The sequence below is a fragment of the Streptomyces sp. SID5464 genome, assembly GCF_009862985.1.
Lineage (GTDB): Bacteria > Actinomycetota > Actinomycetes > Streptomycetales > Streptomycetaceae > Streptomyces > Streptomyces chartreusis_D.
Map to the genome: position 1 here is coordinate 172655 of NZ_WWIQ01000010.1, position 22039 is coordinate 194693.

At 73.7% G+C, this 22039-nt stretch carries 20 protein-coding genes; 15 read left to right on the plus strand and 5 right to left on the minus strand.

Going from position 1 to position 22039, the window contains the following annotated elements:
• Positions 1 to 152 precede the first annotated feature (152 nt).
• Complete coding sequence (locus GTY47_RS10820) at positions 153 to 749, minus strand: hypothetical protein (protein ID WP_040902644.1); 597 nt, start codon at positions 747 to 749, stop codon at positions 153 to 155.
• Between the two features lie 307 nt (positions 750 to 1056).
• Between GTY47_RS10820 and GTY47_RS10825 the strand changes: the two genes are divergently transcribed.
• The 6 genes from GTY47_RS10825 to GTY47_RS10850 are packed head-to-tail and all read left to right on the plus strand — an operon-like array spanning position 1057 to position 11130.
• Positions 1057 to 2130 (plus strand): hypothetical protein, encoded by a 1074-nt coding sequence (locus GTY47_RS10825; RefSeq protein WP_010035539.1) that lies wholly within the window; start codon positions 1057 to 1059, stop codon positions 2128 to 2130.
• Positions 2127 to 4739, plus strand: coding sequence for a lantibiotic dehydratase (locus GTY47_RS10830; protein ID WP_010035540.1), 2613 nt, complete (start codon positions 2127 to 2129; stop codon positions 4737 to 4739). The genes GTY47_RS10825 and GTY47_RS10830 overlap by 4 nt, the downstream gene beginning before the upstream one ends.
• A complete protein-coding gene (locus GTY47_RS10835; protein ID WP_010035541.1) occupies positions 4736 to 6700 on the plus strand; it encodes a hypothetical protein in 1965 nt (654 codons plus the stop codon). Before GTY47_RS10830 ends, GTY47_RS10835 begins: the two co-directional genes overlap by 4 nt.
• Entirely contained in the window at positions 6687 to 8600 is a 1914-nt protein-coding gene (locus GTY47_RS10840) for a TOMM precursor leader peptide-binding protein (protein WP_010035543.1), read from the plus strand. The genes GTY47_RS10835 and GTY47_RS10840 overlap by 14 nt, the downstream gene beginning before the upstream one ends.
• A complete protein-coding gene (locus GTY47_RS10845) occupies positions 8597 to 10156 on the plus strand; it encodes a nitroreductase family protein (protein ID WP_010035545.1) in 1560 nt (519 codons plus the stop codon). The genes GTY47_RS10840 and GTY47_RS10845 overlap by 4 nt, the downstream gene beginning before the upstream one ends.
• 38 nt (positions 10157 to 10194) lie before the next feature.
• Positions 10195 to 11130 carry a thiopeptide-type bacteriocin biosynthesis protein gene (locus tag GTY47_RS10850; RefSeq protein WP_010035547.1) on the plus strand — a complete coding sequence of 312 codons (936 nt, stop codon included), beginning with the start codon at positions 10195 to 10197 and terminating at the stop codon, positions 11128 to 11130.
• Positions 11131 to 11217: 87 nt separating this feature from the next.
• On the opposite strand, the gene GTY47_RS10855 is transcribed toward GTY47_RS10850, so the two are convergent.
• The 3 genes from GTY47_RS10855 to GTY47_RS10865 form a co-directional block, all read right to left on the minus strand.
• Positions 11218 to 11742 carry a YceI family protein gene (locus tag GTY47_RS10855; protein ID WP_010035549.1) on the minus strand — a complete coding sequence of 175 codons (525 nt, stop codon included), beginning with the start codon at positions 11740 to 11742 and terminating at the stop codon, positions 11218 to 11220.
• A 100-nt stretch (positions 11743 to 11842) separates the two neighbouring features.
• Positions 11843 to 12676, minus strand: coding sequence for an ABC transporter permease (locus GTY47_RS10860; protein WP_010035551.1), 834 nt, complete (start codon positions 12674 to 12676; stop codon positions 11843 to 11845).
• Positions 12673 to 13671 carry an ABC transporter ATP-binding protein gene (locus GTY47_RS10865; protein ID WP_010035553.1) on the minus strand — a complete coding sequence of 333 codons (999 nt, stop codon included), beginning with the start codon at positions 13669 to 13671 and terminating at the stop codon, positions 12673 to 12675. The genes GTY47_RS10860 and GTY47_RS10865 overlap by 4 nt, the downstream gene beginning before the upstream one ends.
• A gap of 303 nt (positions 13672 to 13974) precedes the next feature.
• Between GTY47_RS10865 and GTY47_RS10870 the strand changes: the two genes are divergently transcribed.
• From GTY47_RS10870 to GTY47_RS10910, 9 genes are all read left to right on the plus strand, one after another.
• Positions 13975 to 15222: an FAD-dependent monooxygenase gene (locus GTY47_RS10870; protein WP_231911162.1), complete on the plus strand. Its 1248-nt coding sequence runs from the start codon at positions 13975 to 13977 to the stop codon at positions 15220 to 15222.
• A 261-nt stretch (positions 15223 to 15483) separates the two neighbouring features.
• Positions 15484 to 16158, plus strand: a complete 675-nt coding sequence (locus GTY47_RS10875) for a glycoside hydrolase family 11 protein (RefSeq protein ID WP_010035556.1) — start codon at positions 15484 to 15486, stop codon at positions 16156 to 16158.
• Positions 16159 to 16160: 2 nt separating this feature from the next.
• The gene (locus tag GTY47_RS10880) at positions 16161 to 16868 is read left to right on the plus strand and encodes a polysaccharide deacetylase family protein (protein ID WP_010035557.1); all 708 of its coding nucleotides are present in this window, start codon (positions 16161 to 16163) and stop codon (positions 16866 to 16868) included.
• An 89-nt stretch (positions 16869 to 16957) separates the two neighbouring features.
• Positions 16958 to 17518 carry a hypothetical protein gene (locus tag GTY47_RS10885; RefSeq protein ID WP_231911161.1) on the plus strand — a complete coding sequence of 187 codons (561 nt, stop codon included), beginning with the start codon at positions 16958 to 16960 and terminating at the stop codon, positions 17516 to 17518.
• Positions 17515 to 18078, plus strand: a complete 564-nt coding sequence (locus GTY47_RS40770) for a hypothetical protein (protein ID WP_010035559.1) — start codon at positions 17515 to 17517, stop codon at positions 18076 to 18078. Before GTY47_RS10885 ends, GTY47_RS40770 begins: the two co-directional genes overlap by 4 nt.
• A 62-nt stretch (positions 18079 to 18140) precedes the next feature.
• Positions 18141 to 18635: a hypothetical protein gene (locus GTY47_RS10895; RefSeq protein WP_158688391.1), complete on the plus strand. Its 495-nt coding sequence runs from the start codon at positions 18141 to 18143 to the stop codon at positions 18633 to 18635.
• Positions 18636 to 18771: 136 nt separating this feature from the next.
• Positions 18772 to 19566: an SAM-dependent methyltransferase gene (locus GTY47_RS10900; protein ID WP_010035562.1), complete on the plus strand. Its 795-nt coding sequence runs from the start codon at positions 18772 to 18774 to the stop codon at positions 19564 to 19566.
• A 49-nt stretch (positions 19567 to 19615) separates the two neighbouring features.
• On the plus strand, positions 19616 to 20314 hold the full coding sequence (locus tag GTY47_RS10905) for a hypothetical protein (RefSeq protein ID WP_029180876.1): 699 nt from the start codon (positions 19616 to 19618) through the stop codon (positions 20312 to 20314).
• 36 nt (positions 20315 to 20350) lie between these two features.
• Positions 20351 to 20824: a MarR family transcriptional regulator gene (locus GTY47_RS10910; protein ID WP_029180877.1), complete on the plus strand. Its 474-nt coding sequence runs from the start codon at positions 20351 to 20353 to the stop codon at positions 20822 to 20824.
• Positions 20825 to 20844: 20 nt separating this feature from the next.
• Here GTY47_RS10910 and GTY47_RS10915 read toward each other — a convergent pair whose 3' ends face one another.
• Positions 20845 to 22032 (minus strand): MFS transporter, encoded by a 1188-nt coding sequence (locus tag GTY47_RS10915; RefSeq protein WP_010035568.1) that lies wholly within the window; start codon positions 22030 to 22032, stop codon positions 20845 to 20847.
• Positions 22033 to 22039: the final 7 nt, after the last annotated feature.

The window sequence follows — 22039 nt, forward strand, 5'->3', positions numbered from 1 at the left end:
GCTCGATCGGCACCTCTTCCTCGTCGTCCAGCACCTGCTCGGCCTGCTGAACCAGCGTGACCGCATGAGCACGACAGCGTGAACGCAGAAGGATGCGCCTGCCCGGCCTCGGCCGGTCGGGCACATCCTTGCGTTCGGGTCGCCGGGCGGGTTCAGCCCCGCACGGCCAGGTGGTACGACGAGGCCCACAGGACCACCGCGCTGCCCAGGCCGACCACGATCCGCACGGTCTCGCTCGCGAGGCCGGCCGCGACGAGGACGAAGCCGGCGACCGCGACGGCCGTCAGCAGCGCCGCCGTCCACCGGTACTGCCACTGGTCGTACAGACGGGCCAGCGGGAAGAAGTGCAGCCCCACGACGAGGGCGATGCCCGCGGGGACGGCCTCGGGGTGCCCCGAGGCGTTGGACACGGCGATGACGGCGAAGATGGCCACCAGCTCGACGGAGTTGACGATGCCCACGCCGCGCGCCCAGTTCGCCGGCAGGCTCACCGTGCGAGGCGAGGGCCGGGCGTCCTTGCGGTATCCGAGGTAGATCGCCGCCGCCGTGAGCACGAGTGCCGCCACCTCGATGCCGAGCGGCGCGACGTCGGTCGCCGAGCCGGTCCCCGAGGCCGCCGCGACGGCCCACACCAGGGCGAACACGGAGAGCACGAGGGTTCCCCTGCGGCGCAGGTTACGGGTGAGGGCGAGGCACTCGGCGTCCGTGGCGGACGGGGTGGGGGGCGTTGCGGGGGACGTAGATGTCACTCGCGGAGAATACACCGGCCGATCTGCCTTCTTGGCGGTTTTCGGCCAGCCCTCGGACACCCTCGAAACGGAATAGAACATTCCGATATCCCGGCCCCAGCCGGGCGTCACGGAAACGATGACGTATGTAAGCCCCGGACCGTTTTCCCTTCCGGTTCGAATTCCCCGCACCAATGATGTGATGCACGTTCTCGAATTCATTGCGGTTCTTCTCGGAAGGTGAAAGGACATGGGGGTTGACGCTCCGGAGCGCATTGCCGTGAGGCCGGATTCCGCCGGCCTGACGGGTGTGCGACTCCATACCCGGATGCCGGTGACACCGGCCTGGCTTGCGCGGCACGTCGTCCCGGTCGCCCGCGGACTGGGCGAGCGGGGCGTACCCGGCGTACAGGTGCGGCGCGGCTGGCTGCACGGACCGCACGTCGACGTGCTCGCCCCGGTGGGTGCGGGGGCGCCCGGCGGGGCCGTCGACTGGGCGGGGATCGAGGCCGGGCTGGACGCCGGCCCCCTCGATCCGGCCCGGGCGCTGACCGAGGAGGTGTATCTGGAGCAGGCCCGGGAGTTCGGCCGGCTCGAAGCGGTGGAGCCCCCGTACCTGCCGCTGCGCGAGCACGGCGCGGTGCTGCGCGTCGGCCCCGGCGACCCCGCGCTGCGCTCCCGGGAACCGCGCCTGGACGCCCTGCGCACCGTGGTGTACGGCGCCCTCGCGACGCCGGTGCTGTCGATGATCGAGGGCCTGGCCGAGGAACCGGGCAGCGGCACGGTCCGCCTCGCGGAGGCGTTCGCCGCCCTCGTCGACACGCATGCGCTCGGACCGGCGTACGGGGTGTTCTCGCCCCGGTCGCACGTGGAGGCGTTCCTCGCCTGGGCGGCTCCGCGCAAGGACATGCGCCCGGTCTTCCAGGAGCGCCTCGCCAAGGAGGCGCCCCGGATCCGCGAGGTCGTCGAACAGCGCCTGAACGGTGCGGTGTCGCCGGCGGCGGCCCAGTGGCGCACCGCGTTCGCCTACGGCGCCGGGGTCCTGGACCACGCCGTCGCCACCGGCGCCCTCACCCCGGACCTGCTGGACTCCGTCACCGACGGCGTCGACCGCAGCCGGATGGGCCCGCCCGGGGCCGAGACGGCGGTGCCGCGCGGCGAGCAGCCGGACACCGACTTCCACCGGACCGTGCACGGCTCCGGGGCGATCAGCACCCCGTCCCCGTTCTTCGCCGCCTACCGCCTGCTGACGAACCTCTTCTACCAGCAGCTGCCCCTGCTCACGGTCTCGCCGATGCAGCGCTACTACATGTGCTTCGCCCTCGCCGAGACGGTGGACGAGGTACTCGGCAGCAGCTGGCGGGAGCGCCTGACCACCACGGAGACGGGAGCCCCGCGATGACCAGCCCCGAGCCCCAGTGGTTCCTGCGCGTCAACCCGCTGCGCAGGGCCCGCCTCGCCGACCCGGAGCAGCGCCGCCTGCTCCGTGAACTCGCCCGCGCCGAGGCCGACCTGGCCGACGCCGCCGAGACGTGCTCGCAGGAGCTGTACGAGCGGATCGGCGCGGCCGCCTCGGACACCGAGCGCCGCGAGCTCATCGCGCTGCGCCGCGCCATCCACAACGGCCGCGCCCCCAAGAAGACGCCCGAGGGCCCCGAGGCGACCCCCTCGGTGACCCGCTGGCTGGCCGCCCACGCCGGGCGGGAGCGGCTCCGCGCCGCGATCACGGAGGGCTACCCGGCTGCGGCCGACCGCGAACGCACCGTCCTGGCCGCCCTGTTGGGCGACGGCGACCTGCTGCGCTCCCTCGCCCTCGTCGCCCCGGAGGTGCACCAGGAGGCGGAGCGCTACCGGGCCGCGGTCGAGGGCCCGGGCAAGGTGTCCGCCCGCACCCGCAAGTCGGAGCGCGGACTGATCCAGTACGTGACCCGGGCGATGGTGCGCACCAGCCCGCTCTCCCGGTTCACCGCGGTGGGCATCGCCGAACCGGCCCCGGCCGGCGATCCGGAGGCCGTCCGCCCCGGCGAGGTGCCCTTCACCGGCGCGCGGGCCGTGCCGGGCCTGGACCGGGTCATGCTGCACTACGTCCTCGGCGGCCTGCCGGCCGACGGCACGGACCTCACCGGCCTGTGGGTGGGGATGCCGCCCACCTCGGCGCCCGACCCGGAGACGGGCAAGCTGTTCTTCCTGAAGTTCTCCGAGCAGGGCATGCACCGCCTCGCCGTGCCGCTCGACGGGCCCGTCGGCGATCTGCTCGACGCGCTGTCCATGGGGCCGCGCAGGTTCCCGGCGGTCGTGGCGCACGTCGCCCGCCGGGCCGGCTGCTCCGCCGAGGAGGCCGAGCGGCGCGTACGGCAGGCCCTGCACCAGGGCGTGCTGTGCACGTTCGGCCGGCCCGAGGAGCAGACCGCCGCAGGCGACTACGACGACCTGCTGACCCTGCCCGAGTCCGAACAACGGGAAGTGGTGCGGGAGTTGGCGGACCGGGTGCGGACCGGACTGCCCCGGGTGACCGAGGCGCCGGCTGCCGAGCGGGGCCCGGTCCTGGCGGAACTGCGCGGGGACCTCGGCCGGTTCAGCCAGGCGGTGGGCCGCCCCGCGCAGATCACCGTCGAGGAGGACTACGTCATGCCGCCGCTGAAGGTGGCGGCCTCCGACTGGCACACCCCGCTGGCCGACCTCGGCCCCGCGGTGGAGCTCCTCACGGTCTTCGACTGGCTGCACGACGTACGGGTCCTGATGACCGCCGCGTTCGTGGAGCGGTTCGGCGCCGGGGCGAACGTGCCGCTCGCCGAGCACGCGGCGTTCATCGTCGGGGAGGTCTCCCGGCGGGCCGCCGCGATGGCCGCCGTGTACGGGCCCGAGGGCACGGGGCAGGCCGCCGCGCTGTCCGGGATCGGACCGGCCGACGGCTGCCTGGAGCGCATGTACCTGCTGCGCCGCGAGCTGTCCGAGGAGGTGCACGCCCTCCTCACGAAGACGGCCCAGGCCGGTGAGGACACCCTGAGGCTCACCGCCGGGGACGTCGCCGAGCTGACCCGGTCGCTGCCCGACCGCTTCCGCAGCGACCCGCTGATCTACGGCGTGCTGCTCCAGCAGGCCGGCGACCAGCTCGTGCTCAACGACGGGCTGCCGGGCCACGGCATGCTGTACGCGCGCTTCCTCGAGGCCGACCGCCGCCAGGGCGGCCGCGCCCTGCCCCGCCTGGCCGACCACCTGCGGCGCTTCTACGGCCACGACGGCACCCGCATCACCGAGGACCTGGGCCTGCACCGCCTCAACGTCAACGCGCACACGCCGGTGCTGCCGGGCGGCCTCACGGCGGAGGACTGGTTCGGCCTGCGCCTCGCACACGACCCGGAGTCCGACACGCTGCGGGTGGAGGACGCGGACGGCGCCCCGCTGCGGGTGCTGCCGCTGGGCACGGGCCACCCGGGCCTGTTCCCGCCGCCGCTGTCGGTCGCCTCCGGCCTGGTGATCAGCGGCCGGCTCTTCAACAGTCTGCCCAACTCCTGGCACGCGGCGACCCCGTGGGACGGCAAGCAGACCCGTGTCGCGCCGCGCATGGCGGTCGGCGACGTCCTCATCGGTCGGCGGCGCTGGTACGGCGGAGCCGAACTGGACACGGCGGTGGCCACGGGGCCCGACGAACACGAGCGGCTGCTCGCGCTGACCGCGTGGCGGGCCCGGTACGGCGTCCCCGAGGAGGTCGTCATCAAGTCGACGCCGGAGGACGAGGGCCCGCTGTCGGTCGGAGCCCCCGACGTCCAGTCCAAGCGCCTGGCGCAGAAGCCGCAGTACGTCGACCTGTCCAGCGCGCTCGCGGTGCGGGTCCTGCCGCGGATGCTGGAGCGCCGCGGGGCCGGGACCAGCTACCTGGAGGAGGCCCTGCCCGGCGTCACGGACGGCACGCACGCGACGGAGTGGGTGCTGGAAGTCGGGCGCAGGGCCGGGGGGCGGTTCGTGTACGACCCGGTGAACAACGGCGAAGCGGAAGGAGTCCGGCCGTGACGGTGACCGATGTGGACAGGACCCCGGCGAGGACGGCCGCAGGCGCCGGTGCCGCGTCCCTCAAGGCCCGGCCGGGGCTGCACTACGCGCCCGTGCCGGGGGGCGTCTACTTCAGCGGGACGCGCGGGCAGTTCGTGCTGCGCGGCTCGGAGCTGCTGTACGCGGTGGCGGACGGCTGCGTGCCGCTGCTCCGGGCGGGGACGACGGAGGACGCCCTGGTCGCCGAGTTCGGCACCGAGCGTGCCCGGCCGGCGGTACGGCACCTGCTCACCAAGCTCCGCGAGAACGGCCTGCTGCTCGACCCGGCCGCGCTCACCGAGCCGGAGCCGCCGGCCGAGGTGGCCGCCCTGCACGCCGGCACGCTGGCGCGTCTCACCGCCCGCCTGGACGACCCGTACGCGGCGTTCGCACGCCTGCGCCGCGCCCGGGTACGGCTGCACGGCCCGGCGACGGCGACGGCTCCGGCCCTGCGCGGACTGCGCCGGGCAGGCGTCACCGACGTGACGGCGACAACCGTCCCCGACGCGTCGAAGCCGCTGGTCCCCGTCTGCGACCCCGCGATGTTCGCGGACCCCTCGCTGCTGTCCGGCGGCGGGTCCGTGGGCGGATCCAGGGCCCTGATTCCCGCCGGCGACCCGGCGGTGCACGGCCCAGGTGTCGGAAACCCCGCCGGCGACCCGGCGGCGCGCGAGCCCGAGACCTCGACTCCCGTCGGCGACCCGGCGGTGTACGGATTCGGTGCTGGAACTCCCGTCGGCGCCCCGGCGGTGACAGCACCCGTGGGAACCGAGGGCGTGCCACGGGCCGTCGTCGAGTTCCTCGACGGTGACCGGACCTGGACCGAGCAGGACGGAACGCTGCACGTGCCCGTGCTGCTCGGTCCCGGGCCGGTGCTCGTCGGGCCCGTCGGAGTGGCGCCCGGCGTCTGGGAGGTCTTCCGGAACCGGGCCAGGGCCTGGGCGGACGCCGAGGGCGTCGAACCGGCGGCCGGGCCCATCGCCCACTCCCTCGCGGGAGCCCTCGCCGCACAGCTCCTGACCGACGCCCTCACGGGTGTCGCGGAGCCCGGTGAGGCCCACGTCGTGCACGGCCCTGATCTGACGGCCGACCGCGTCACCGTCACGGGCGCCCCCGTGCACGAAGCGGTCGCCGTCCGTCTCGGCGACGCGCCCGCCGAGCCGCTTCCCGCCCCCGAGGCCGCGCTCGACGCCGCCGGTGTCCTCACCGCCCGCTGGACCGGCCTGTTCGCCTCCGCGCAGGGCGAGCACCTGCCGCAGATGCCCCTCGCCCTGCGCGCGGCGGAGCACCGGGCGGACCGCACGGGCACGGTCACCGCCTGGGCCGCCCACCAGGAGACGGCGACCATCGCCGCCGCCCTGGCCGCCCTGCGCGACCGCGCCGGCGGCACACCCGGCATCCCGGCGGCGGGCCTCACCAGGGAGCACTGGCTGCTCGACGGCGCCCTGCGTCACCTCGCGGGGGCCAAGCAGGCCTTCGTCCCCGACGCGGACGCCCCACTGCACGCCGAAGGCCACCGGGTCCACGCCGAGTTGTGGTCGCTGCTCGGCAGGGAAAGGGAGGGAGGGAACGCAGCCGAACCCGTCCTCGTCCTGGCCCGGCACGCCGGTGTCGGCTGGCCGCTGGCCGAGGTCACCCTAGACGGGCGGACGCTCGGCGCCGGCTGGGGCCCGACCGCCACCGACGCGACGTACGCCGCGCTGTGCACGGCACTCGCCGCCGCGCAGACCGGCGGCACGGCCGGCCGGCTCTCCACCGACGCCCTGCTGACCGCGGACGACGCCGTCCGGGCCGCGCTGCGGGAACAGCTCACCGCGCTCGCCGGCTACCGGGGGCGGCCCCGCCGCACCGACCCGGTGCTCGGTGAACTCCCCTTCTGGTACGGCCCGGTGACCGTCCCGACCGACCTCACCGCCGAGGAGTCCGCCGATGCCGACCACTGACCCGACCACCGCGGTGCACGCCGGCCCCGCACTGCCCCCGACGGCCTACGACGACTGGCTGCCCGCCTTCGCCCCCCTGGCCCGAGCGACCGGGGCCACCGTCTCCGTCAACCTCGGCTGGGACCTGGCCTGGGAGCGCGACCTCCTCACGAAGGCACGGGGACCGCACCTGTCCGTGCGGGTGTACGACGACGAGGTGATGGTCGGCCCCTTGTCGGTGCCGGGCACCTCCTCCGGCTGTGCCGCCTGCGCCGAGGTGCGCGAGCGCACCGTCCTCGACCACCCCCTCGTGGGCGACCTCACCCAGGCCACGCGGGTCCCCGCCGCCCCCGCCCCCCTGCTGCCCGATCTGCTGCGCACCGGCCTGGAGCACCTGGCGGACCGCCCCCTGGCGCCCGGCGAGGCCTACTCGGTGACCGTCCACGGCACGCGCCGGCACCGCATCGCCCGCAGCTTCCACTGCCCGGTCTGCGGCCCGTCCCCCGAGGACCTGGTGAGCACCGTGCCCCCGGCCCCCCGCTCCCTGCGCTCCCGGCCCGCCGTACCCGGTGACGCGACGCGCACCGCCGCCGGCCGTCTCGTCGAGCCCGGCTTCCTGCGGGACCGGCTCGTCGACGACCGCTTCGGGCCGGTCCGCGCGATCCTGCGGGAGTCGCACGCCCCGTTCGCGATGAGCATGGCGGTCGTCGCGGACGCCCCGGCGATGGGCCACGGCAGGGCCCGTACGTTCGCGGAGACCGAACCGGTCGCCGTCCTGGAGGCGTACGAGCGGCTCGGCGGCTACCCGTACGACGTCCCCCTGGTGACCGGCCGCTCCTACCGCGAGGTCGCCGGGCAGGCCGTCGACCCGGGCAGCCTCGGCCGCTACACCGCCGAGCAGCTCGCCCACCCCACCAGCAGGGCCACGCCGTTCACGGCCGACACCCCGATGGACTGGGCCTGGGGCCATGACCTGGCCGACGGCACTCCCCTGCTGGTGCCGGCCGACCACGCCTTCTACCAGTACGAGTACGCCTTCCGCCGCGACCGGCGCGCCGCCCGCGTGGCCAGTGCCGCGAACCGCAGGCACTACTTCTTCGACTGCTCCAGCGGCTGCGCGGTCGGCGCCAACTACGAAGAGGCCGCCCTGCACGCGCTGTTCGAACTCGCGGAGCGGGACGCCTTCCTCACGTCCTGGTACCGGGCCCGCCCGCTCCCCCACGTCCCGGTCTCCACGCTCACCGACCCCACGAGCCGGGCCATGGTCGAACTGATCCGGGCCCGCGGCTACGACGTCCACCTCCTGGTCGCCACCCGGGACATCGGCCTGCCGGTGGTGTGGGTCATCGCCGTGAACGAGGAGAACCCCTTCCCGGCGACCTTCTCCTCCGCCGGTTCCGGGGCCGAGCCCGAATCCGCGATCCGCGGCGCGCTGCGCGAGGTCGCCCAGCTCGTCACGAACCCGGTCGACTGGACCCGCGAGCAGGTCGAGCGGATGGTCGAGGACCCGTGGCTCGTGGAGGACCTGGAGGACCACGTCCGGTTCTCCTCCGTCCCCGAGACCCGCGACCGCGCCCTGGCCGGACTCGGCGGCCCGGCCGTCACGCTCCAGGAGGCGTTCCCCGACTGGCCGGGGCGGCTGGAGCGGGCGGCCGGCGGCGACGTACGCGGCACCCTGGAGTACGTGGCCTCGCTCTTCGCCGACGCGGGCCTGGACCGGATCGTCGTCGTCGACCAGACCAGCCGGGAACACGCCGACGCCGGCATCGCGGTCGCCCGTGCCGTCGTCCCCGGCATCGTGCCGATGTGCTTCGGCCACGCCCAGCAGCGCCTGGCCGGACTGCCCCGGCTCCGCGCCGCCCTGCGCGGCACGGACCAGGAGCACCGGGCGATCCCCTACGACCCCCACCCGTTCCCGTGACGGCCCCCGCCGAGGCCTGGGCACGGCGCGCCCCGGTCGACCTCCCGGGCCCGGAGGGCGACAACAGCATCGCCCGCGAGCCCCTGTGGTACGCCTACGGTGCCGGCGACGACCGCCCGGAACCACCGCCGTGGACCTGGGCGGCCACGCCCCCGCCCGACTCCCACGTGCCGCCCCCGCCACCGCGCCCGGCGGGACCGGCGACCCTCCTGCCCCTGGGCACGACCGACCGGCTGTCCGCGATGCCGTACCCCCGGCTCCCGGCCGGGGCCCACCCCGCACCGGACGCCCTGCTCCACGCCCTCACCGCCACGTTCGCACCCCTGCGCCGCGAACCGGAGAACCCGTACAACGAACACCGCCCCTACGCCTCACCGCGCTGCCTCTTCCCGGTCCACGCCTTCGTGGGGGACGGTGACGCGTGGCGGCTGCTGGAACCCACCCGGCACACCCTCACGGGCCCCGGCACAGGGACCCCGAGCCGCATCGCCCTGACCGGCCGCTACACGGCGATCCCACTCGCGTACCAGTGGTTCCGGGGCTCGCTGGTGGCGATCGAAACGGGCATGGTGCTGCGCGCGTTGACGCTGGGCCTGGAGCTCTTCGGGGTGCCGGCGACACTGACACCCCCGACCGAGGGTGCATCGGGCCTGCTGCGCGAACTGGGTGTGGAGCACACCTGGGAGTGGTCGCTGCCGTGGTTGATCGACGTGGGTGAGCCACGCCCCGCCGTACACCGACCGGCTGGGCCGGAATCCCCGGTCCCCGACGGAGATCCGTCCCTCACCCAGGTCATCGACGTGGACAGAAGTGCCGTGAGGGGCACGGGGCCGCATCCGATACGCGGCTACCGCCGCGTGGGCGCGACCAGCCACACACGACCCGCGCCCGTCACCACAGCCGTACCCCCCACCCTGCCCCACTCCCTCCGCACCCCCACCTGGTCAGAACTGCTCTGGCACCGCCACTCCGGCCGCATGCCCAGATCCCTGCACGGCATGGACTCGGCCAAGTGCCACACCCCCCTGCCCGCCCGAACCCTGGCCACCACCCTGGCCTGGCTGGGCGTCCCCCCACCGCACCCGCTCCTGGCCGCCGCCTTCGACGCGGTCACCGTCACCGCGGTCGTCCAGCACGTCGACGGCCACACCCCCGGCGTGCACCGCGTCCGCGACGGCTCCGCACACCTGGTCCGGGACGACCCCACCGCCCCCGCCGGCCTGGAGGCCAACTACGGCTACGGCCTGACTCCGGTCAACGGCTGCGGCATCGCCAACGCCCCCCTCACCGTCTTCTTCTCGGTCCGCCCCCGCGAACTCTTCGCCCGCTTCGGCCCCACCGGCTGGAGCGCCGCCCAGCACGCCTGCGGCTGGGCGGTCCACGGCCTGTGCCTCGCCGCGGCCGCCGAGGGGCTCTTCGCCCGGCCGGTCCGGGCGTTCAAGGAGATCCAGACCAAGGAGGTCGTCGGCCTCGGCGAGGACGAGACGATCGTCCTGTCCGCGGTGGTCGGCGTACCGCGCGAGACCGGGGGTGCCGTGCTGGACCTGCGCACGTAAGGCCCCGGAGCAGCCCCACCGACCGACAAGGAACGCGTATGCCCACCACCACACCGCACGGCTGGAGCGCCTGGCACCTGCACCTCGGCACCACCGCCCGCAGCGCCCACGACCGCGTCCTGACGGACGTCATCGGCCCGACCGTCGGCGAACTGCCGCCCGGCACCCCCTGGTTCTTCATCCGCTACTGGCAGTCGGGGCCTCACCTGCGGCTGCGGATCGCCGGCCTCTCCCCGGACGCGTACGCGCGCGTGGAGCAGTCCCTGCGCGACCGGCTCGCCGTGGCGGGACGGCCGGCGCCCGGCGAGGAGCCGCTGGCACCGGAGGCCTACCAGGAGGGTGCGGCCCGGCTCGCCGCCGCCGGTGAGACCGGCGTCAACACCACCGTCCACGCACTGCTGCCGCCCGGCGTGCACCGCGCCGACTACGACCCCGAGTACGAGCGCTACGGCGGCCGCACGCTGATGCCGGCCGCCGAGTCCCTCTTCCACCTCTCCAGCACACTCGTCCTGCGGCTGGTCCCGCTCGTCACCGGCGAGGCGCGGCGCGCCCGGCTCGCCCTGCGCGGCACGCTGTCCGCCGCCGTCGCCCTCGGCGGCCCGGCCGAACGCGCCCACTACTTCGCCCGGGGCCGGGACGCCTGGCAGGCTTGGGCGCGCGACGCCGGGCACCCGGGCGAGCTGCTCGACCGGATCACCGAGGTCGGCCAGGACCCGGCCACGGCGGGCGTCTCACCGGACGCCCACGGGCCGTTCACCGACTGGTACGAGGCCCTGACCGCCCATGCCGCCGAGATCCGGCGTCAGTCGCCGGTGCACCCCGGCATGATCCTCTTCTCGCACGCCCACATGCTCCACAACCGGCTCGGCCTGAGCATGCTGGAGGAACTGCGCACCTACGCCTGGCTGTCCCACGTCTTCCCGGCACCGGCACCGACCGGGACACCGGTACCCGACCCGGCGCCCACGGGGTGATCCCCCGCGCCCCGCGGGCGCCTGCGCAAGAGGCCCGGCCGGATTCCCCTCACCGGCCGGGCCTCTTCGTCGTCTGCGTCGTACGGCTCATCCCTCCCGTACGAACTCGGCCCGTACCCGCACCCGCAGTTCCGCTCCGACCAGGCTGCGCATGCCGCCGACCCCGCACGCGTGCCGGTCGACCCGGGCGCCGGCCCGTACGACGGCCCGCTCGCCCCGCACCGTCAGCTCGTCGACCGTGAAGGTCACCGGCGTGGCACGGCCCTTGACCTCCAGCAGGCCCGTGAGGGTCAGGTCGCCGTCCGTGGAGAGGTGTTCACCCGTGAGACGCAGCTCGGGGAAGCGCTCGGCGTCCAGGAGGCTCGGGCCGCGCACGGCCGCGTCCCGCTGCGGGTTGCCGCTCTCGAAGCCCGCCGCCCCGACCGCGGCGTCGAGGTGGAGCAGCACGCCGTCCGGGCCGAGCTCGACACGGCCCGAGCGCACCGGGACGGAACCCCGCACGGGGAGGAAGAAGAAGTGCCGGCCGGTGAACTCCACGGTGGAGGCGGCCGGTTCGAGACGCCAGGTTCCCAACGAGGTGATCTGCGGGCGGGCGCTGTGGTCCACGGACATGGTGGGGGTCCCTTCTGGGTGTGGGGGTCTTTTTTTTGGGGGGGGAAGCGCCGAGGGGGCCTCCGGGAGGCCCCCTCGATGTGGTCGGGACGCGCCGGCTCTACTCGGGACGCGGGTCCCAGCGGAAGCTGCGTACGGCGATCAGGGCGCCGATGACGCCCCACGCCGCCAGCACGGCCAGTTCCTTCCACTGGAAGCCGGCGTCGTGCGCGAACGGCGCGAGCATGGCGTCGTTGAACGGCTTCACCGGCAGCACCCCGGCGATGTTGTTCATCACCTCGGAGTGGATCGGGAAGTAGCTGCCGGAGATGAACACCAGCGGGAACTGGATGAACTGCACGACCGCGGGCGCCGCCTCGGAGTTGCGGATCAGCGAGGCCACCCCGACGCCGAGGGCGCAGAAGCTGGCCGCGCCGAGCACCAACGTGAGCGCCAGGGCCGCCCAGTCGGCGGGCCAGGGCACCCCGTACAGCCGCCCGATGCCGATGACCAGCGCCACGTCGACCACGCTGACGACGACGCAGTGCACGAGCAGGCCCGCGAAGTACACCCAGGCGGGCAGCGGGGTCGCGTGCAGCCGTTTGAGGACGCCGGTCTGGCGGCGCATGGCGAGGACGATCGCCAGCTGGCCGTAGCAGGCGCCCAGCACGGACACGGCGGCGATGGTCGGCGTGTAGTACTGGAGTCCGCTCATGCCGAAGAAGAAGTCCTGGCCCTCGCTGCCGGCGAACACGGCACCGAAGACCGAGATGATCACGATCGGCAGGACGAAGGTGAACACCATCGACTGCGGGTTGCGCCAGAACGACAGCTGCTCGTAGCGGATCTGGTGGGCGAGCAGGGCGAGGGAGCCGCGTTCGTCGGGCCGCTCCCGCCCGGGGCGTTCGGCCCGCCGCCCGGTGGCGGTGGTCGTGGGGGGCAGGGTGCTGGTCATCGGCTGCTCCGTCCGGGTCGGCGCCCTCGGCGCGCACGCGCCGCCGAGGAGGGTGTGCGGTCCCGCCCGGCGGACGGTGACGAGGCGTCCTGCTGGACGTAGGAGCTGGTCATCCCCAGGTAGACGTCCTCCAGGGTGGGCTGCTCGACGGTGAGCCGCGCCAGCGGCGTGCCCCGGTCCAGGGCCCAGGAGGTGAGCCGGTGCAGGGCGGCCGTCGGATCCTTCGCCTCGGCGGTGACGAGACCGTCCTCGGCGTCGCTGACCGGGATCGGCACGTCGTCGATGGCGGCACCGGCCGGCAGCGCGAACCGGATCCGGGTGAGGGCGCTGTCCCGCCCGCCGATGGTGTCGGGCGTGCCCGTGGCGACGATCCGCCCGGCGGCGATGACGGCGACGGAGTCGGCCAGGGCCTGCGCCTCGTCCATGTAGTGGGTGGTCAGCAGGATGGTCGTGCCGGCGTCACGCAGGCTCCGTACGACCTCCCAGGCCCCGCGGCGGGCGCCCGGGTCGAAGCCGGTGGTCGGCTCGTCGAGGAACAGCAGCTTCGGGTCGCCGATCACGCCGAGCGCGAGGTCGAGCCGCCGCTTCTGCCCGCCGGACAGGTCCTTGACCTTCGCGTCCCGCTTCTCCTGGAGCCCCACCAGGTCGATGACCTCGTCGACACCCCGCGGGGCCGGGTAGTAGCCCGCGTTGCGGGCGATGGTCTCCCGCACCGACAGGTAGGGCTCCACGGCGATGTCCTGGAGCACCAGGCCGATCTGCCCGCGCAGCAGGCGCCCGTCCGCCTTGTCGCCGGGATCGCGGCCGAGGACGTGCACGTCACCGCCGTCGCGGTGCCGGAAGCCCTCCAGGATCTCCATGGTGGTGGTCTTGCCGGCGCCGTTCGGTCCGAGCAGGGCGAAGATCTCCCCCTCCTCGACGGTGAAGTCGACGCCGCGTACGGCCTCGTGGTCCCCGTACCTCTTGAGCAGGCCCTCAACGGCCACCGCGGTCACCGCGGTCGCTCCACTCGTCGTTCGCGTGTCACGGCGTGCCTCCAGGTGTCGTGCGTAACGGGTCGTCTCCTCCTGGAAGTTAGGGCCGGGCGGGGGTGCGGCAGCAGGTGTGACGGGGGTTTCGATGACGTCCGTCACGCAAGCGGCGACAGTTGTCAGCACGGCGGGGCGGGACGTTGCCGCCCGGTGGCGGGCGCCACATGCTCGGGACACGACCGATGACAGTGCGTCCACGCGAGAGCTCGCACCGCGACGGTGCACGGATGTGGCGCGAAGACCCGGAAGGCGGTCCCTGAGGTGCTGTTGGGCGAAGACACAGAAGGGCGGCGGCAGCCCGGGAACTCCGCGGGCCCGGCCGGCGTGGAGCGGCCGGCGGTCGCCGTCGTCGGCGCGGGCATCGGCGGACTGACCCTGGCGGGCGCGCTGACCGCGAACGGCACGCCGTACGTGATCCACGAACAGGCCCGCGAACTGGCCGAGGTGGGCGCCGGCGTCCAGCTCTCCCCGAACGCGATCCGGCCCCTGCTGCGTCTCGGCCTGGGCCCGGCGCTGGAGGAGCACGCGGTGCGGATCGAGGCGATGGAGGTACGCGGCTGGAACGGGCGGCCCATCGCGCGCACGCCGCTCGGCGCGGAGTGCGAGCGCGTGTTCGCGGCGCCGTACCTGACGATCCACCGGGCGCATCTGCACGACGCTCTGCTCTCCCTGATCGACCGTGAGCGTCTGGGCCTCGGCCAGCGGCTGAACTCGGCGCGCGAACTCCCGGACGGGACGGGCGTCCGGCTCACCTTCGACGACGGCACGGTCCGCGAGGCGGACGTGGTGGTCGGCGCGGACGGCATCCACTCCACGGTCCGCGAGACGCTGCGCCGCGACGAGCCGGTCTACTCGGGCCTCGGCATCTACCGGGGCCTGGTCCCGGTGGACGCGCTGCCGGCCGAGGCCCGCGAGCGACTGGTGCGGCTGTGGCTCGGCCCGGGCGGGCACTTCGTGTGCTATCCCGTCGCGTCCGGCGCGTACCTCAGCTACGCCGCGACCGTGCCGCTGCCGTCCGACGCACCGCCCCGCGAGTCCTGGTCCCGGCCCGGCGACCCGGACGAGCTGCGTGCGGTCTTCGGCACCTGGGCGGGCCTGGTCGGCGACATGGTCAAGGCGGTCGAGTCGACCCACCAGTGGGCCCTGCACGACCGGCCGCCGCTGCGCACCTGGTCCACGAACCGCATCACCCTCCTCGGCGACGCGGCCCACCCCATGCTCCCGTTCATGGCCCAGGGCGCCAACCAGGCGATCGAGGACGCGATGGACCTGGCCGCCTGCCTGGCGGACGCGCCGGTCCGGGCGATCCCGGAACGCCTGTCCCGCTACGAGTCCCTGCGCATCCCGCGCACCGCCGAGGTCCAGCGCGGCTCCCGCGGCAACGCGGGCATCCTGCACCTCCCCGACGGCCCCGCGCAGCGCCGCAGGGACGCCCACATGGCGGTCCACGCGGCCCTGCACGACCGGGCGGCGCTCTACGCCCACGAGACGGGGCGCAGCGTGGTGCCCGCTTGATCCGGAAATCCTTCGAAACATTCGAGGAACGGAATCCTGCCCTCCCCACGGCAAGGGCAGGATGGTTCCCAGGACTTGCCCGTCCATGGCCATCAAGCGCCCTGCGAACCGCCCGAATCCACAGTAACCAGGACGCAGACGGCCCCGAACATTTCGTAACTCCTGCCGAAACTATTGACACTTGACAGGGCCCGGCCAACACTCCCGGATGACAGAGCTCCCCCATCGACCCACCCCACGAGGACATGGAGGAAGCACCCCATGAACAAGTCATCCGGGCGCTTACGGCTGCTCATCAGCAGCGTCTGCACGATGCTGCTGGTCGCGGCCGCGGCCCTCACCATGCCGGGCACCGCTCACGCCGACACCGTCATCACCAGGAACCAGACGGGCACCGACAACGGCTACTACTACTCGTTCTGGACGGACGCTCCGGGCACGGTGTCCATGACCCTGTCCGCGGGCGGCAGTTACAGCACCTCCTGGCGGAACACCGGGAACTTCGTCGCCGGCAAGGGCTGGAGCACCGGGGCCCGCCGCAGCGTGACCTACTCCGGCACGTTCAACCCGTCCGGCAACGCCTACCTGACCCTCTACGGCTGGACGGCGAACCCGCTGGTCGAGTACTACATCGTCGACAACTGGGGCACGTACCGGCCCACGGGCCAGTACAAGGGCACCGTCACCAGCGACGGCGGTACGTACGACATCTACAAGACGACGCGGTACAACGCCCCGTCCGTCGAGGGCGTACGGACCTTCGACCAGTACTGGAGCGTCCGGCAGTCCAAGAGGACGGGCGGCACCATCACGGCCGGCAACCACTTCGACGCCTGGGCCCGGGCCGGCATGCCCATGGGCAGCTTCAAGTACTACATGATCATGGCGACGGAGGGTTACCAGAGCAGCGGCAGCTCCAGCATCACGGTGCGCTGACGATGGGAACCACACCACGGTCCGCGTTCCGCGCCCGGCTCACGAGGCTGACCGTCCTCGCGACGGCCGCCGCCGCCACGCTCACGGCCACCACCACGACAGCCGCCACCGCCACCCCGTCCCGGGCCGCCGCCTGCACCGGATACGTCGGCCTCACCTTCGACGACGGCCCGTCGGGCAGCACGACCGCACTGCTCGACGTACTCCGCCGGAACGGGCTGCGGGCCACGATGTTCAACCAGGGCCAGAACGCCGCCGCCAACCCGTCCCTGGTGCGGGCCCAGGTGTCCGCCGGCATGTGGATCGGCAACCACAGCTACACCCACCCGCACCTGACCGGCCTGAGCCAGGCCCAGATCGACGCGGAGATCTCCCGGACCCAGCAGGCCATCGCCAACGCGGGAGGCGGCACACCGAAACTCTTCCGCCCCCCGTACGGCGAGACGAACGCGACGGTCAAGTCGGTCGCGGCCCGCCACGGCCTGACCCAGATCATCTGGGACGTCGACTCCCGGGACTGGAACGGCGCGAGCACGGACGCGATCGTCCAGGCCGCCGGCCGCCTCACCAACGGCCAGACCATCCTCATGCACGACTGGTCCGCCAACACCCTCGCGGCGATCCCCCGCATAGCCCAGGGGCTGGCGTCCCGGGGCCTGTGCGCGGGCATGATCTCGCCGCAGACGGGCCGCGCGGTGGCTCCCGGCTGAGCGAACGGCGCGATGGCCTCCAGCGCCATCGCGCCACCCGGGCGGGACCGGACGGCCCGTTGTCAGTGCCTGCTCCTACGATTCGCCGCATGCCTGAATGGATGCATGTGTCCAGCCCGGTCCTGGAATCCGGTTGGCACGACGAGGTGAATCTCGTGTTCGCTCGCGGGATGGAGCCGGACACGCTCGCCGAGGGGTTGCGCGGACTGCGGCGGGAGCCGTTGGTGAGCGGGGCGGGCAACGGGTGGGTGTGGGTCGTCCACGACATGCTCAACGCCGAGATCGAGGACTTCGACCCCGTGCCCTACGGGCAGATCTGCGCAGGCGCCGAGCTCGTGGTCTTCGTGACCGAGCCGTGCAGTGCGAAGGCGCACGCGCCGCATTTCGAGTACTACCGGGACGGGCGGCTGATCACCTGGTTCAGCTTCGAGGACCTGACGCAGCGGCCGGGGGACAACCCCGACCACCTGTCCGCCGAGCTGCTGGCCGCGAGGCTGATCGGACCCGACGCCGGGTGCCGGGAGGCGGATGAGGGCGGGCACGACTGCTTCGACCACCACTACGAGGACCACAACCGCATCGTCCGGGCGATCGCCGGCTTCTTCGCGCTGCCCTCGCCGCCGCTGTCGACGGAGGTGACGGACCGGTGACCTGGCTCGCCCCGGACACGTTCCTCACGTTCTGCCGGGGGATCCCCCTGGCCGACGTCACCGGCTTCTTCAGCGAGGCGGGCCTGCCGCCCACGACCTCCGGCACGGCGGACGGGTGGGCCTGGCTGACGCACCACCCCGACACCACCCCGGACGGCGGCGCCGTCCAGCAGCTCGGCCAGTACATCACCGGCTTCCGGTACCAGGACCGCGTGCGTGACCAGCGGAACGTCGACATGGTGTTCCTGGCGTCCACGCCCGCCTGCTCGTGCGGCGACCGGTACGCGGTACCGCACTGCGCCGACCATCCCTACCAGTTCGCCTACAGCCGCGGCGGCTTCGCCGTCTCCCTCTTCAACGTCGGTGCGCGTCGCGAGTCCCGCCGCTTCGGCAGCCAGGCCGACCTGTTCATACGGCAGTTCCTGGAGCAGGGGATCGTCGGGCGCACCACCCGGTACGACACCGACCCGGAGTTCAACCCGGACGGCACCCACACGATCCGCATCATCGCCGAGCACTTCGGACTGCCCGCCGCGCCCCTCGGGCCGGGAGGCGAGTAGGCCGGCGTACTTGAGTACGCGTGCTCATGACGGCCCCGCCCCACCGGCGTGACCATGGCCGTATGAAGAAACGGGGAATGCTTTCGGCCGGGGTCGCGCTCGTCCTCGGGGTGCCTGTCGCAGCCTGGGGGCTGATGGGACAGCAGAACCACGACGGGCTGCCGGCGAGCGAGCTCGACTACGCGTACCAGCCGTGGGACATCGGGGACGGTGTGGCCGCCGGCGTCGGCGGGCTCGCGCTGGTGCTGGCGGGGCTCGGCGCCACGGTGCTCGTACGGGGTGCGCGGCGCGGGGCGATGGACCGGCGCTGGTGGGGAGTCCTCGGGCCGCTGGTGGTCGTCGGGCTCATGGCCGGTGTGGGGTGGCGGATCCTGACCGCGGGGGTCGTCGGGGCCAACATCGGTGCCGGACTGCTGCTCATCTTCGGTACGCCGGTCGCCGCCGGGCTCGTCCTGTGGGCGCTGGGGCGCGGCGTCTGGCTGGCGACGCGACGGCACGGGAACGGCGGCGGGGCCGGCGGCCGGCGCCTGGGCGGTTTCGCCTCCGGCGGGGTGTGACGGGCGGCGGCTCGCTTCCGCGTGGCCGAAACCCCACGGTGACCGGTGACGGGGCCGGACAACATCCGTATCCCACCAGGGAGTTCACCTAGGTTGGTGGACCGGTCCCCCTTTCCCACCCCCAGGAGGCCCCGCCATGCCCGACGACAGCCTGCGTGCCCGTATCGACACGTCCAAGCCGCACTCGGCCCGCTTCTGGAACTACTTCGTCGGCGGCAAGGACAACTACGAGGTCGACCGCGAGATCGGCGACCAGATCAAGTCGATCTTCCCGGGCCTGGTCGACGTGGCGGTCACGAGCCGCCGGTTCCTGGGACGGGCCGTCCGGTATCTGGCCGTAGAGCAGGGCGTTCGGCAGTTCCTCGACATCGGCACCGGGCTGCCGACCGCCGACAACACGCACGAGGTCGCCCAGCGCGTGGCACCGGACTCCCGGATCGTGTACGTCGACAACGACCCGATCGTGCTGGCCCACGCGAACGCCCTGCTCACCAGCACGCCCGAGGGCAGGACCGCCTATCTGGACGCCGACCTGTACGACCCGGAGGCGGTCCTGAAGGCCGCCGCGGGCACGCTCGACCTGTCCCGGCCGGTCGGCCTGATGATCCTCAACACGCTGGGGCACGTCGCCGACCACGAGCAGGCGCGCGAGCTCGTGCGCCGGCTCATGGCCGGCCTGCCGGCCGGCAGCCACCTGGTGATCAGCGACAGCACCGCAACGAGTGAGGGCATGATCGCCGCGTCGGAGGCCTACAACGCGAGTGGGGCCGTGCCGTATCACGTCCGTCCGGTTGCCGAGATCACCGGTTTCTTCGACGGGCTGGAGCTGGTGGAGCCGGGAGTGGTGCGGGTACCGGAGTGGCGGCCGGAGCCCGCCGACGCCGACGCCGCCGGTGTGGACGCGTACTGCGGCGTCGGCCGCAAGCCGTAGGCATCGATGCGACCGCGCCCGTGATGATCCCCCGCGCGATAATCAGGACATGTCTGCACCACCCGCCGCCCCCGAGCCGGTCCGGCGGCTCATCAATGATCTTCTCGCGGTGGGTGAGGCGTACGGCCTCGTCCTCGCGGGCGGGTACGCCGTGCTGGCCCACGGGCTGGTGTCGCGGGGCGGCCGGGACGTGGACGTCGCCACCGAGCACTCCGCCGGGATGGACGGCATCGCCGACACCGTCCGGACGGGGCTGGTGGCGCGCGGCTGGCTCGTGCAGACGCTGGAGAGCGATCCGCTGACCGCCCAGTTCCTCGTCACCGACGCGGCGACCGGTGCGGAGTACGGGGTCGGCGTCCACAAGGAGGTGCTGTGGCGCCCGTCCGTGGCGACCGGGCTCGGGCGGGCGCTCTCCCTCGACGACCTCGTCGGCACCCGGGTGCGGGACCTGGCCGACCGCGGACTCGCCCGCGACCTGGTCGACGTACACGCCGCCTCGGCCCGCTGGAGCCACCCGGAACTGGAGGAACTGGGCCGCCGTCACGCGCCGGAGCCCTTCGACCTCACCGACCTCCAGGCCCGGCTGACCGGCACGGACTGGATCGACGACAGCGCGTTCACCGCGCACGGCCTCGACGCCGAGTCCGTCGCCGCACTGCGCCGCTGGGCCCAGGAGTGGGCCGACGACATCGCGGAACGGCTCATCGAGGGCGGGGCCCCGGACGAGAGTGCCCCGGACGAGGAGTGACCCGCGCGGGGACTGACCGGTCGGTACCCTGAGCGGATGGGGAAAGGGGCAACCGGGCAGGTGGGGGTGGTCGCCGCGCTCGTACGGGCGGCGTTCCTGGTGGACGGTGTGTACGCGGAGGCCAGCCGGACGTACGGGCTGACACCGCAGCAGGGACAGCTGCTGTGCGTGCTGATGCCGCAGCCGTACGGGATGGGGGAGCTCGGGGAGACGCTCGGGCTGGCGAAGTCGAGCCTGACCGGGCTCGTGGACCGGACGGTGCGGCGCGGACTGGTGCGGCGGGAGGCCGACCCGCGCGACGGGCGGGCCGTGCGGGTCGGGCTGACGGAGAAGGGCGCCGCGCTCGCCGAGAAGTTCTACGCCGAGACCTGCCGCCGGATGGAGGTCCTGCCCTCGGGGCTCAGCGGCGCCGAGCGGGAGCGGCTGGCCGTACTGCTGTCGCGTGTCGTGGCCGACAACGAGGTTCCCGAGGTGTTCGTGGAGGCCGGGCAGGTGTCCGGAGCCGAGTAGCGACCTGTCCTGAGGGAAGCTCACTGTCCTGGCACCGGGGCCATCATCCGCCGCTCCCGCCTCCCCGCCGCCATCAGCGCCAGCGTCACCCCGGCCGACACCGTCGCCATCGCCGTCATCGCCCCCGCCGGGGAGGTCAGTTGGGCCACCGAGCCCGCGAGGGCCGCGGCCACGCCCTGCATCGTGAGCATGCCGGCCGAGTGCAGCCCCAGGGCGTGGCCCGTGAGGGCGTCGGGCGTGAGGTCCACCAGGCGCTCCTGCTGGACGAGGCTCGCGCCGAAGCCGACCGAGGCCAGTGTGACGGCGACCGCCGCGAGCGGCAGCGGGGGCCGGAGCAGGAAGGGCACGTACGGGGCGGCCAGGAGCAGCAGGAGCGGGAAACCCAGGCGGGGGCGCAGTCGCGGTGGGACCAGGCGGCCCACCAGTACGTCCCCGGCCAGCATGCCCAGGGCGGCGCAGGCGAACAGGGTGCCGGCGGAGCCGGGGGCGTAGGAGACGTAGAGCGACTCGCAGCCGACGACCAGGCCGTTGGGGATCCAGAGGGCGAGATAGACCTGGCGGCGGGGTGTGGACGACCAGAGCAGGGCGTTGGCCCGCCACGTCGCCGACACCGAGGGGCGCCCGGCCGTACGGGGCGGGCGGCTGGTCAGGCCGAGGCGGACGACCACGGCCGCCAGACCATAGAGGGCGGCTGCCGCCAGCAGGGAGATCCGCGGGGACAGCAGGGCCACGAGCGCGCCGCCGGTCGCGTATCCGGCGATCTGCATCAGGCCGCTCATCATGTTGAAGACCGAGCGGCCCAGCAGATAGCCGTCCTTGGAGAGGATCTCGTTCAGCAGGCCCCAGCGCACTCCCCCGCCCACCGACTTCGCCAGCCCCATGGCCAGGACGATCGCGAAGAGGGACCAGATCGGCAGGCCGGGCAGGGCCAGGGCCGCCGTGCCCGCCGCGAAGAGGAGGGGCAGGGCGGTGAGGGCCGCGCGCGGGGGCAGGCGGTCGGCCGCCGAGAGCAGGAGCGTCGCGCCCAGGACCTGCACCAGCGACGAGCCGAACATGCTCACCGCGGACAGCAGCGGTGACTCGGTCGCCCGGTACACCAGGGTGCCCAGCGCCAGTCCGCCCATCGTCTGGGCGACCGTCTGCGCCGACGCGGCCAGGAAGAACGGGGTGAACTCGGGGGTACGGAACAGTTCGCGGTAACTGCGCATGGCCCGA